Origin of the sequence: Aeromonas sp. ZOR0002, assembly GCF_963866995.1 — a bacterium.
Taxonomy (GTDB): domain Bacteria; phylum Pseudomonadota; class Gammaproteobacteria; order Enterobacterales; family Aeromonadaceae; genus Aeromonas; species Aeromonas caviae.
The window spans coordinates 1-11242 of the sequence record NZ_CAWMFQ010000166.1; the positions used below are offsets into that span (position 1 = coordinate 1).

Genomic DNA, 11242 nt, shown 5'->3' on the forward strand with positions numbered 1-11242 from the left:
GTAGCGGCTGTAGTCGGGGAACTGGCCGCCGTGGCACAGGGCGGTGATGGCCTCCGCCTCCTCGATGGCGGTGTGATCCTTCCACAGCACGAACATGGCGTTGGGGTTGTCGGCAAACTCCGGACGCAGGGCCAGCACGCGCCCCTCTCTGTCGATGGGGGCGGGGGTGGAGCCGGTGCTGTCCACCCCGATGCCGCGCACGGTGGTGCGCTGACTCGGGGTGAGTTGGCTCACCACCGCCACTACCGCCTGCTCCATGGACTCCAGATAGTCGAGGGGGTGGTGGCGGAACTGGTTGTTGACCGGTTGGCAGTAGTGGCCTGCCTGCCAGCGCGGGTAATAGACGACATGGGTCGCCAGCTCGGCGCCGTCCTGGCAGCGCACGGCGAGTGCCCTGACCGAGTCGCTGCCGAAATCGAGTCCGATGACGATGTGCTCAGACATAAGTGCTCCTGACCATCAATGAGGGGTGACTGGGGGGAACCATAGGAGATGGGCAGGAGGGGCGGTTAGCCATTGGCTGCTGGAAATATGGATTTTAACGCTGTCAGTGCGACAGGGTGACGGCTCTCTAAAATTCAATATGTGACGAAATTGCTAATTATATAGACGAAATGGCTGCAATCTCATGGCGTGATCCTGCTCTCCATTTTTAATTGTGAAAACGATTACAACTTGGTTCGCTCAACCAGCAACAACAATAACGTCCTGTTTAAGCATGTTTTTATATGGCTGCGACTTGATTGACTCAACGAGCAGCACTGCGTGGATACATGGATTGATAGAACCGTTGGAGACATTCGCATGAACAAAATCGTTAAAGGCATGATCGCGATGGGGTTCGCCCTTGGTATGGCAAATTCTGCTTTCTCGGCCGAAGCGCTGAAGCTGGGCTACCTGGTCAAGCAGCCCGAGGAGCCCTGGTTCCAGACCGAGTGGAACTTCGCCGACAAGGCGGGCAAGGATCTGGGCTTCGAGGTGATCAAGATAGCCGTCCCCGACGGGGAGAAGACCCTCAATGCCATCGACAGTCTGGCGGCGAATGGCGCCAAGGGCTTCGTCATCTGTACCCCGGATCCCAAACTCGGTGCCGCCATCATGGCTAAGGCCAACAGCATGGATCTGAAGGTCATCACGGTGGATGACCAGTTCGTCAACGCCAAGGGCCAGCCCATGGAGCAGGTGCCGCTGGTGATGATGGCCGCCACCAAGATTGGCGAGCGTCAGGGGCAGGAGCTCTACAAGGAGATGCAAAAGCGCCAGTGGGACGTAAAGGCGACCGGGGTGCTCGCCATCACCGCTGACGAGCTCGACACCGCCCGTCGCCGGGTCGAGGGCTCCCTGGGCGCGCTCAAGGCCGCCGGTTTCCCCGAGGGCCAGATCTTCCGCGCACCCACCAAGAGCAACGACATTCCGGGGGCGCTGGATGCCGCCAACTCCATGCTGGTGCAACACCCCGAGGTGAAGAACTGGCTCATCGTCGGCATGAATGACAACACGGTGCTCGGCGGCGTGCGCGCCACCGAAGGGCAGGGCTTCAAGGCGGAGAACGTCATCGGCATCGGCATCAACGGGGTGGATGCGGTGAACGAGCTCTCCAAGTCCAGCGCCACCGGCTTCCTCGGCTCCCTGCTGCCAAGCCCGGACGTACACGGCTACAAGAGCATCCAGATGCTCCATGACTGGGTCGTCAACGGCGCCGAGCCTGCCAAGTTCACCGAGGTGACCGACGTGGTGCTCATCACCCGCGACAACTTCAAGGCCGAGCTGCAAAAGAAAGGGCTGTGATCCCCATCCCTTGATACCCATGCCGGCATGGCGGAGTGCGCCGTGCCGGCTGGCTGGAGTCATCTCATGAATCAAGTTCCATATCTGGAGTTTTGCGGCATCAGCAAGGAGTTTCCCGGCGTCAAGGCGCTGCAGAACGTCTCCTTCGCCTGCCAGCAGGGCACGGTACACGCGCTGATGGGAGAGAACGGGGCCGGCAAGTCCACCCTGCTCAAGATCCTGAGCGGTTTTCAGGCGCCCACCCGCGGGGTGGTGAAGCTGGCGGGTCAGGAGAAAGTGTTCCAAAACACGGTCGATGCCCTTGAGAGCGGGATCGCCATCATCTATCAGGAGCTGCATCTGGTCCCTGAAATGAGCGTGGCGGAGAACATCTACCTGGGGCAGTTGCCGACCCGGCGCGGCGTCATCGATCGGGAGAAGCTCTATCAGGATGCGGCCAGGCAGCTGGCACGCCTCGGGATGGATGTCTCCCCCGAGACGCCTCTCAAGTACCTGTCGCTCGGGCAGTGGCAGATGGTGGAGATCGCCAAGGCCCTGACCCGGGACGCAAGCGTCATCGCCTTCGACGAGCCGACCAGCAGCCTGTCGTCCCGCGAGATTGAGCAGCTGTTTCGGGTCATCCGCCAGTTGCGGGACGAGGGCAAGGTCATTCTCTACGTCTCCCACCGCATGGACGAGATCTTCGCCCTGTGCGATGCCATCACGGTGTTCAAGGATGGCCAGTTCGTGCGCACCTTCGCTTCCATGGCCGAGGTGGACCGGGATCTGCTGGTCAAGACCATGGTGGGGCGCGAGCTGACCGACATTTATGGCTACAGCCCAAGGCCGCTAGGCGAGGCGGGCCTCAAGGTGGAGCACCTGATGGGGCCCGGCCTCAAGGCGCCGGTGTCGCTCGAGGTAAAGAGAGGGGAGATCCTCGGCATCTTCGGGCTGGTGGGGGCCGGGCGCAGCGAGCTGATGAAGCTTATCTTCGGCGCCGAGACACCTCGAGGGGGCGAGATATCGGTGTTTGGCAAACAGGTGGTCATTCAGAGCCCCATCGACGCCATTCGCAGCGGCATCATGCTCTGCACCGAAGACAGGAAGGCGCTCGGCATCATTCCCATCCATTCGGTGCAGGAGAACATCAACATCAGCGCCCGCCGCCACCACGCGTGGGGGGGCTTCTGGATCAACCAGAAGTGGGAAGACGAGAACGCGAGACTGCGGATCCGCGACATGCGGGTCAAGACCCCGTCTCCCCAGCAGGCCATCATGAACCTCTCCGGCGGCAACCAGCAGAAGGCCATTCTGGGGCGCTGGCTGTCGGAAGACATGAAAGTGATCCTGCTCGATGAACCGACCCGGGGCATCGACGTCGGGGCAAAGAACGAGATTTACAACGTGATTTACGATCTGGCCAAGGTGGGCATCGCCGTGGTGGTGGTCTCGAGCGAGCTGCCGGAGGTGCTGGGCATCGCGGATCGGATCCTGGTCATGCGGGAGGGGGAGATCGCCGGCGAGCTTTCCCACGACGAGGCCAACGAGGTCAAGGCGCTCAATCTGGCCATGCCGGCCCGTTGATCTGCTGACCGCAACGAGATAGCACCCGGAATTTTCAGGAGAAATACCATGACAACAACGACCTCGGTCGGCCAAGCCGCCAACGACACCGCGGCGAGCGGTACCCGCCTGCAACTGACCCGCATCTGGGATCAGTACGGCATGCTGGTGATCTTCGCCATCCTGTTCCTGCTCGCCTGCGTGCTGGTCCCCAACTTCGCCAGCCTGATCAACATGCGGGGGCTCGGGCTTGCCGTCTCCATGTCGGGTATGGTGGCCTGCGGCATGCTGTTCTGCCTCGCCTCCGGCGAGTTCGACATGTCGGTGGGCTCCGTGGTGGCCTGCTCCGGGGTTGCCTGCGCGGTGGGCATCAACGCCACCGAGAGCATCCCCCTCGGCATTCTGGCCGGTCTCTCGGTGGGCCTTGTCTTTGGCCTCATCAACGGCATCGTCGTGGCCAAATTCAAGATCAACGCCCTCATCACCACCCTTGCCACCATGCAGATGGCGCGCGGGGTGGGCTACATCATCTCCGACGGCAAGGCGGTGGGCATCGTGGAGGAGGGCTTCTTCGAGCTTGGCAACTCCGCTCTGCTCGGCATCCCGACGCCCATCTGGCTGACGGCGGTCTGCTTCGTGTTGTTCGGTCTGCTGCTCAACAAGACCACCTTCGGGCGCAATACCCTGGCCATGGGGGGCAACGAGGAGGCGGCGCGTCTGGCCGGGGTCAACGTGGTGCGCACCAAGATCATCATCTTCACCATGACCGGGCTCATCGCCTCGCTCGCCGGCATCATCCTCGCATCCCGCATGACCTCGGGTCAGCCCATGACCTCCATCGGCTTCGAGCTGGTGGTGATCTCCGCCTGCGTGCTGGGTGGGGTCTCCATGAAGGGGGGGATCGGCAAGATCTCCTACATCATCGCCGGGGTGCTGATCCTGGGGCTGATGGAGAACGCCATGAACCTGCTCAACATATCCCCGTTTGCCCAGTACGTGGTGCGTGGCCTCATCCTGCTCGCCGCCGTGCTGTTCGACCGCTACAAGCAGGTGCGCAAAGCCCGTATCTGAGCGATGTTTTTCCTCGTCACCGGGCCGGCCTCGCGCCGGCCCGGTGTTTTCCCCGGCAAGCTGTGAGCCAGTTCAACAATTTCACAACGAACAGCTTGCGAACATAGGGGGTTCCTACGCCGGATCTCTACAATGGCCCATGTCGACTTTTTTACCGAAACCCTGTTTTCCGCCATGTCCTCGATGCAAAAAGAGAAGCCGAAACAACTCAATCCCCTGCTGCCTGGCTACGCCTTCGACGTCTTCCTGGTCTCGGGGATGACTCCCATCGAGCAGGGGAGCGCGCTGGATTTCACCATCGACAGGCCCCACGGCATGAAGGGGTTCATCGTCAATCTGACCATCAAGGGCAAGGGGCAGATCTTTCAGGGGGACAAAGCCTTCACCGTCGAGCCCGGGGACCTGCTGCTCTTTCCACCCGCGGCGGTGCACCATTACGGCCGGGCGCCGGATGCCCGAGAGTGGTATCACCGCTGGGTCTATTTCCGTCCGCGGGCCTATTGGGCTGACTGGCTCAAGTGGCCCCAGGTGACGGAGCAGGTGGGGCGACTGCAACTGGCGGACAACCAGCTGCTCACCGAATTCGACGCCCTCTTCCTCGACATCGAGGAAACCCACAAGCAGCTGCGGCCCATGTCGGAGCAACTGGCCATGAACCTCTTGGAGCGGTTGCTCATCCGCTGCTACGAGGCATCGTCCCAGAATGCCTATCCCGCCATCGATCACCGGGTCCACGAGGCGTGCCAGATCCTGAGCGAGTCCCTCTCGGCCGAGATCTCGGTGGAAGCGCTGGCGGAGCAGGTCTTCTTGTCCCCCTCGCGCCTCGCGCACCTGTTTCGCGAGCAGGTGGGGGTGAGCATAGTGCGCTGGCGCGAGGATCAGCGCATCATGCGGGCCAAGCTGCTGCTGCAGACCACGCCGCTGTCGGTCGCCACCATAGGCCAGCAGGTGGGCTATGACGATCAGCTCTACTTCTCGCGGGTATTCCGAAAGCGGGTAGGAGTCAGCCCCACCGAATACCGCAAGTGCGCCACCCCGCTGTGAGCAGAGCCCAGAGATGACAAAGCCCTCATGACGAGGGCTTTTGTTATCCATGAGGGGCGGATGCGCAATCAGCCCTGACGAGCCTTGAACCTGGGATTGCTCTTGCAGATGACGAACAACTTGCCGCGTCGACGCACGATCTGGCAGTCCGGGTGACGCGACTTGGCGGATTTCAGGGAGGCGAGGACTTTCATTGTTTCTCTTTTCCTTTGCTGAAGAACTGACCGAATCGCTGGCCGAAGCGAGCGACCTGACCTTCCTTGCCGACCTGCTTCTGTCTGCCGGTATAGAAGGGGTGGGACGCGCTGGAGACATCCAGCGTCACATAGGGGTAGGTGTTGCCATCTTCCCACTCTCTGGTGCGATCGGTGGCCAGCGTGGAGCCGATCAGAAAGTAGGTATTGCTGGCGAGATCGTGGAACAGAACCTTGCGGTATTCAGGGTGAATATGGGGGCGCATGATTGCCTCTGTTGTTATGTTATAACACGCCATTAATAATGCGATGGATGAGAATCAATATCAACTGTTTTTTCCATGATGACAGCGATGGGGGAAAATCGGGGCCGTTCGGCTGCACATCGTCAGCAAGAAGGCATGGGCGGTGAGGGCCTATGTGCAGCCACCATCTTTACTTTTTAAAATTACTGTATAAAAATACAGTAAACTATCATGGAGACGTACCCTATGCGCCTGGAAATCATCATCGACAGAAAACACCAGATCCCCACCTCGACCATGGAGGCCTTGCGCCAGGAGCTGCTCAAGCAACTGGGTGAGCGCTTTCCCGATCTGCATGTGCGGGTGGCACCGGGTAGTGCCATGGCTCTGACGGTCAGTCGCGCCAGCAAGGAAGACAAGGAGCTGGCCGAAGCCATGGTGCAGGAGGTGTGGGAAAACGCCGATAGCTGGATACCGGAAGAAGAGGCTCTGGAGGCCTGAAGATAAGCTCTCAGCGGCAAACATCGTCGTGATCCACCAGGGCGCGAGGAGGAACCTCCAGTCGGGTGATGATCCCTGTATCGGCTTTGCCGAACCGCTCATCAAAACACGCAGCCTCGGGCTGCGTGTTGCGTTGATGGGGTAAGCGCATGACCATGAAGGCGAAAGGCGAAAGGCGAAAGGCGAAAGGCGAAAGGCGAAAGGTGAAAGGCGAAAGAGTAATGTTTCTGGCTGCGCTCAGAGTCCCGCCCAACGCTTGAGGCTGTCTACCTGCACCCGTTGGGTGGCCTGTGCGATGTCGCCATTGGCACGCAGTGCCTTGAGGGCGGTGGGGAGCGCCGCGCGTACCTCGTCCGCCGTCATGCCCGGTTGCAATGCCGGGTGGTAGGCAAGCCTGAGCAACACGTAGTCTAGCCCGGTCAGAAAGCTGTCGATGCTGCTGTCATTGAAGATGGAGGGGAACACCTTGTCCGAGTCGTTGGGCAGCCCCATCACCTGGCTCAGCTCTTCCACTACGCAATCCAGAAAACGGCCTTTTGCCCGGCTGTAATCCACCGGAATGATGATGGTGGCACGGGTGATCTCGTAGCGAGCGTTGGTGGCGAAATTGGCCAGGCAGATCCCCTCCTTGAGGGCGATGCGCACCGACTCGTCCTGGCGCATGGTGCGCGCAGCCCAGCTCGCCATCTGTTTGTGCCGGGTCATGATGAGGGTGAGATTGGGGTTGTCGCTGACAATCTCGATGGGGTGACCGGTGATCCTGCTCAGGTGACGGGTCTGTACCTTGACGACCTCGGCCTGCAGCGGCTTGTCGCCGAATTCGTTGACGAGCTTGAGACGCACGGGGCCCGGCCAGCGGGAGAAGTGCTCCTGTTGTTCATGGCCATACTCCCGTTTCATGGCGATTTCCATGAAGCTCTGGACAAGGTAGTCATCACGCTGCCAGCGTTCGGTGGCCGACAGCGGCAGTGAGAAGAGCCAGAGCATCAGCCCCGGGAGCAACCAGTGCCCATGGCGAACGGACTGGAGAGGTGTGTGCCATGGGCGCATCTTGCCTCCTTGCAAGGGGATCAGCGGGTGGTACGCTCGATATCACGCCAGGTGAGCCAGAGCCTGAGATCGAACTCCAGTTGATGATAGTCCGGTTCCATGTGCTGGCAGAGCTGGTAGAAAGCCTTGTTGTGATCCTTCTCCTTCAGGTGGGCCAGCTCGTGCACCACTATCATCTTGAGAAAGGCGGGATGGGCCTCCTTGAACAGGGCGGCGATGCGGATCTCGTTCTTGGCCTTGAGCTTGCTGCCTTGCACCCGGCTGACATAGGTGTGCAGTCCCAGGGCATCCTTGATCACGTTGATCTTGCCGTCGAAGATCACCTTGGAAAGTGGCGCCGAGCTTTTCAGGTAGCGGTTCTTCAGCTCCATGGTATAGGCGAGCAGCGCCTTGTCGCTCTGGACGAGGTGGGTTTGCGGGTAGCGCTTGGCCAGCATCTCGCCGAGTTTGCCCGCCGCAATCAACTGCTGTACCTGAGCCTTGAGTGGCTCCGGATAGCCCCCCAGATAAGTCAGCTCCGCCATGATTCTTCCCTCTGCCGCAAAAAAGAGCGCCATTGTAGTCAGGATGGGGCCCCTTGAACATGGTCGGCCCCCTCTTTATGACGACAACGAAAAGGGGCCATCACCAGGATGGCCCCTTCTGTGTGCCTGATTAGCGGCGCCGGTACAGGCCCGGGTCCGCCTCTTCATACTGACCTGCCAGATACTGGTAGAAGGCAAGGTGGGAGGGGGAGGTCGGAGTCTTGAGCTCCTGTGCCACCCGTTCCGGTTTGGCGATGATGAATTTGGGTTGTTGGCGCTGGATGTCAGCCAGCACCCGCTCGCGCACATCGTAAGGCGGGTTGACGTTGGCAAAAAACAGATAGGCGGAAGCCGGCTGGCGATCGGTCCAGAGGTAGTATTGCGGCTGGATGCCATCGACCCAGATCTTGTCGGTAGGCGCCGTCTCGGCGAGGATACGGTCAACCCTGACCTGGGCGGGGGGATTGAACGGCCTGCCCTTGAGATTGCCTTCCCAGGCGTTGTTGACCAGCAGTACCAGCATGGCCAGCGAGGCGAGCCAGGGGGTGGCGCTTCGCACGTCCCAGGCGCGCCAGAGCGGGACCAGAATGAGCACGGGCAAGGCCCACAGCAGGCTGTTGCCGAGCACCTCGCGCACACGCTCCAGAGACCACTCCTTGGTGCTCCAGCCGTAACCGAGCTGTTGGGCCAGCAGCCAGCTGGCGGTCAGCACCACCAGGGAGATGCAGAGCAGCCCCAGGCCATCGGATCGCTGCTCGCTTCTGTCCAGCAGGCAGGCGAGCGGCAGCAGGCCAAGCTGCAGATAGAGCACGTCATAGTGATCGAACACATGGCCGGAGACCGAGTTGGCGATCAGGGTGAACAGCACCCCCAGCAGGGTGGCGCACAGCGCCGGGAGATACCACTCCTGGCGGCGCCCGAGCATCAGGACGAGGAAGGCGGGCAGCAGCATGATGAGGCCGGTGCGCAGCAGACCGACGGCGCCCACCTCAGGAGAGAAGCCGTTGCCGTAGCTCCCTTCGAAGAAGATGCCGAAGGCGTAGTATTTGAACTCGGCCAACACGTCGTGGTGCTGGAAGTAGGCATAGAGCGGGCCGCCGACGAGGGCCAGTCCAAGCAGGCTGGAAAAGAGCAGGGCAAAGGCGCAGCGCCACTGCTCGCGCAGGCACCAGTGACAGAAGAGCACCAGATACCAGGCACCCCAGAAGGCGCCGTTGTTGGTGCGCATCCAGGCCACGATGGCGAAGGTGAGTGCGGCGACCAGGGCCGGTCCCCAGCTGAATCGCTTGTTCAGCAGCATGGTGATGAAAGCCCACTGGGCGATGAGGGCCAGATGGAATGTCCAGTCCTCTGTCATGTTGCCGTAGTAGTAGCGAGTGCTGTAGAGCGCCAGCAGGGCCAGCATGCTGCCAAGTCGCGCCCGCACCGAGAGCCCGAGCTGCGAAAAAGCCTGCCAGCTCGCCATGAGGCCCAGCCAGCAGAGCACCCACTCCAGCAGCCAGATCCCGAAGAAGCCACCAAGGCCATAGCCCAGTGCATCGAGGGCGAAGATCATGGGACCCTTGATGTCGATCATGTCCCGATAGAGTACGCCCCCCTCGCTCCACATCTTGCCCATCACCGCAAACAGGGAGGCATCAAATCCCGGGGCCATGCCGTGGAACAACGGATTGCGCAGACAGAACAGCAGAGCCATCAGGGCGGTGAGCAAGATGACCGACGGCCTGATCCCGGGATTGTGGCGGTGCGGGGTAAAACGGATGGCATGATTCATGGGTGACCTGTTCCTGCGGGAAAGACTGAAAAAGCGGGCTTATCTTGCCGAGCCGGGCTGCACGATGCAATGGAAGAAGTGTAGGCACCTGAAATAATTCGTAAAAGTATCGTTTTCACGCCTCTGGCTGCACTGGCAGGCCCCATCACAAGACAGGGCCGGCGCAGTCGGGCGTCACAGCCTGAGGTTGCATGGTAGGGGGCCTGCGCCTGGGAGCGGACCAGGATTACCCTATACGGGGGAAAGGCGGCACCGACCCGGGATGGGTCGGTGCCAGATTCACTGGCCGTGATACTCCACCAGGGCCGGCAGGGGGCTGAGCTCCGGCAGGTGGCGTGCCCAGCGCAGGAAGGCATCCGCCAGGGTGATACCGAGCTCCTGATTGTGCTGGGTCAGGGTACGGGCAAGGGCCGTGTAGCCCTCCTTGCCGGAGGCAGTATAGGCACTGGAGACCCCGCGATAGATGGCATCCGGCTCGACGTGCTGCCACTGACCTGGGCTGACTTCCCATTCCAGGCGAGTGATCCTCTCCCCTTTGGGTCTGTCGGCCTGATAGCAGAAGCGCACCCCGGCGGTATAGGGGAAGCTGCCGCTGCCATTGCCCGTCACACCATTGTTGGTGGCGTTGTCGATGGCCCCCTCCAGCGCTTCGGCCAGTTCATGGCCGTGCACCCGGTAGAGGGTGAGGGGAATGGCAAAGGGCAGCAGGCGTCCGGCAACGTCTGCTTCGGTCAGGGGGCCGGGCTCGAGGGAGCAGCGCACGCCCCCGGCATTGTGCAGGGCAAAGTCCACCTGACCCACCTGTTCGCGGGCACTGGCCAGCATGGCACTCGCTACCAGGGGGGCGACCTGGCTGCCGGCGGGCAGGCTGGCATCGGGCAGGCGCTGGTGATGGAGCGGATCGGCGAGCCGGGTCACCACGCGCCGGGTCATGGTTTCGAGCTCGGGGCGATAGCGTCTGGTCAGATGCTGCTCGAGCTCGGGGGCCGGTTCGCAGAAGTGCAGCCCTGCAGGAGGCGGGGAAGCAAAGGGCCAGGGATCCCAGGGTAACCACTCCAGCTGGCCGCGGCTTTGGCACACGCGTCCCTGCTCGTCGAAGGTGAGTTCGCACACCCCGAGACAGAGGGCGCTGTGGGCGGCGTGCAGGATGGCCACCCCGTTCACCATGAGGGGATAGTTGCCTTCGCTGTCGAGCCCGAGCGGCGCCAGATCCCCCAGCAGGCTGTGGGTGTGCCCGCCGACGATGAGGCTGAGCTCGGGGAAGCGGGTCGCCAGTCGCTTGTCCTGCGCCAGACCCAGGTGGCTGAGCAGGATAATGTGCTGGATGCCGGCGGCCTTGATCTCGCCGAGGGCGCGGCTCAAGGTCTCTTCGATACCGTGGAAACGGGTGTGGGGATCGGGGCTCGCGATGGCGGCCATCTGCGGCAGCGTGATGCCAAGCAGGGCGAAGGGCACGTCGTCGATGACGCGCTTGTGCCAGGGGCGGCTCGCGTCAAACAGCTGCGGCAG

The 11242-nt window shown here is 61.6% G+C and carries 11 protein-coding genes and 1 pseudogene; 5 read left to right on the forward strand and 7 right to left on the reverse strand.

The window, feature by feature from the left end:
• Positions 1 to 444 (reverse strand): annotated as a pseudogene (locus AACR77_RS09620) (ribulokinase); the annotation flags it as partial.
• A 360-nt stretch (positions 445 to 804) separates the two neighbouring features.
• Between AACR77_RS09620 and AACR77_RS09625 the strand changes: the two are divergent.
• From AACR77_RS09625 to araC, 4 genes are all read left to right on the forward strand, one after another.
• On the forward strand, positions 805 to 1788 hold the full coding sequence (locus AACR77_RS09625) for an arabinose ABC transporter substrate-binding protein (RefSeq protein ID WP_039040094.1): 984 nt from the start codon (positions 805 to 807) through the stop codon (positions 1786 to 1788).
• Positions 1789 to 1854: 66 nt separating this feature from the next.
• On the forward strand, positions 1855 to 3351 hold the full coding sequence (gene araG / locus AACR77_RS09630) for an L-arabinose ABC transporter ATP-binding protein AraG (RefSeq protein ID WP_010674476.1): 1497 nt from the start codon (positions 1855 to 1857) through the stop codon (positions 3349 to 3351).
• A 48-nt stretch (positions 3352 to 3399) separates the two neighbouring features.
• Positions 3400 to 4401 carry an L-arabinose ABC transporter permease AraH gene (araH, locus tag AACR77_RS09635; protein ID WP_010674477.1) on the forward strand — a complete coding sequence of 334 codons (1002 nt, stop codon included), beginning with the start codon at positions 3400 to 3402 and terminating at the stop codon, positions 4399 to 4401.
• 132 nt (positions 4402 to 4533) lie between these two features.
• Entirely contained in the window at positions 4534 to 5445 is a 912-nt protein-coding gene (gene araC, locus AACR77_RS09640) for an arabinose operon transcriptional regulator AraC (protein ID WP_039040092.1), read from the forward strand.
• A gap of 68 nt (positions 5446 to 5513) precedes the next feature.
• Here the strand turns inward: araC and ykgO are convergent, their stop codons facing one another.
• Entirely contained in the window at positions 5514 to 5639 is a 126-nt protein-coding gene (gene ykgO / locus AACR77_RS09645; RefSeq protein WP_010674479.1) for a type B 50S ribosomal protein L36, read from the reverse strand.
• Positions 5636 to 5905 (reverse strand): type B 50S ribosomal protein L31, encoded by a 270-nt coding sequence (locus AACR77_RS09650; protein ID WP_042881067.1) that lies wholly within the window; start codon positions 5903 to 5905, stop codon positions 5636 to 5638. Before AACR77_RS09650 ends, ykgO begins: the two co-directional genes overlap by 4 nt.
• Positions 5906 to 6130: 225 nt before the next feature.
• On the opposite strand from AACR77_RS09650, the gene AACR77_RS09655 reads away from it, so the two are divergent.
• Positions 6131 to 6385, forward strand: a complete 255-nt coding sequence (locus AACR77_RS09655) for a DinI family protein (RefSeq protein ID WP_042881069.1) — start codon at positions 6131 to 6133, stop codon at positions 6383 to 6385.
• Positions 6386 to 6622: 237 nt separating this feature from the next.
• Here the strand turns inward: AACR77_RS09655 and AACR77_RS09660 are convergent, their stop codons facing one another.
• From AACR77_RS09660 to AACR77_RS09675, 4 genes are all read right to left on the reverse strand, one after another.
• On the reverse strand, positions 6623 to 7435 hold the full coding sequence (locus AACR77_RS09660) for a DUF2927 domain-containing protein (protein WP_052224797.1): 813 nt from the start codon (positions 7433 to 7435) through the stop codon (positions 6623 to 6625).
• 20 nt (positions 7436 to 7455) lie between these two features.
• On the reverse strand, positions 7456 to 7959 hold the full coding sequence (locus tag AACR77_RS09665; protein WP_042881073.1) for a M48 family metallopeptidase: 504 nt from the start codon (positions 7957 to 7959) through the stop codon (positions 7456 to 7458).
• A gap of 130 nt (positions 7960 to 8089) precedes the next feature.
• On the reverse strand, positions 8090 to 9733 hold the full coding sequence (locus AACR77_RS09670) for a hypothetical protein (RefSeq protein WP_042881074.1): 1644 nt from the start codon (positions 9731 to 9733) through the stop codon (positions 8090 to 8092).
• Positions 9734 to 10012: 279 nt separating this feature from the next.
• On the reverse strand, positions 10013 to 11242 hold a 1230-nt coding region (locus AACR77_RS09675; protein ID WP_042881076.1), incomplete at its 5' end, for a bifunctional metallophosphatase/5'-nucleotidase.

What these genes read in the sequence shown, in the direction of transcription:
- araH (WP_010674477.1), top strand. Translation starts at nt 3,400, where the DNA reads ATGACAACAACGACCTCGGTCGGCCAAGCCGCCAACGACACCGCGGCG.
- AACR77_RS09650 (WP_042881067.1), bottom strand. Translation starts at nt 5,905, where the DNA reads ATGCGCCCCCATATTCACCCTGAATACCGCAAGGTTCTGTTCCACGAT.
- AACR77_RS09660 (WP_052224797.1), bottom strand. Translation starts at nt 7,435, where the DNA reads ATGCGCCCATGGCACACACCTCTCCAGTCCGTTCGCCATGGGCACTGG.
- AACR77_RS09655 (WP_042881069.1), top strand. Translation starts at nt 6,131, where the DNA reads ATGCGCCTGGAAATCATCATCGACAGAAAACACCAGATCCCCACCTCG.
- araC (WP_039040092.1), top strand. Translation starts at nt 4,534, where the DNA reads ATGGCCCATGTCGACTTTTTTACCGAAACCCTGTTTTCCGCCATGTCC.
- araG (WP_010674476.1), top strand. Translation starts at nt 1,855, where the DNA reads ATGAATCAAGTTCCATATCTGGAGTTTTGCGGCATCAGCAAGGAGTTT.
- ykgO (WP_010674479.1), bottom strand. Translation starts at nt 5,639, where the DNA reads ATGAAAGTCCTCGCCTCCCTGAAATCCGCCAAGTCGCGTCACCCGGAC.
- AACR77_RS09625 (WP_039040094.1), top strand. Translation starts at nt 805, where the DNA reads ATGAACAAAATCGTTAAAGGCATGATCGCGATGGGGTTCGCCCTTGGT.
- AACR77_RS09670 (WP_042881074.1), bottom strand. Translation starts at nt 9,733, where the DNA reads ATGAATCATGCCATCCGTTTTACCCCGCACCGCCACAATCCCGGGATC.
- AACR77_RS09665 (WP_042881073.1), bottom strand. Translation starts at nt 7,959, where the DNA reads ATGGCGGAGCTGACTTATCTGGGGGGCTATCCGGAGCCACTCAAGGCT.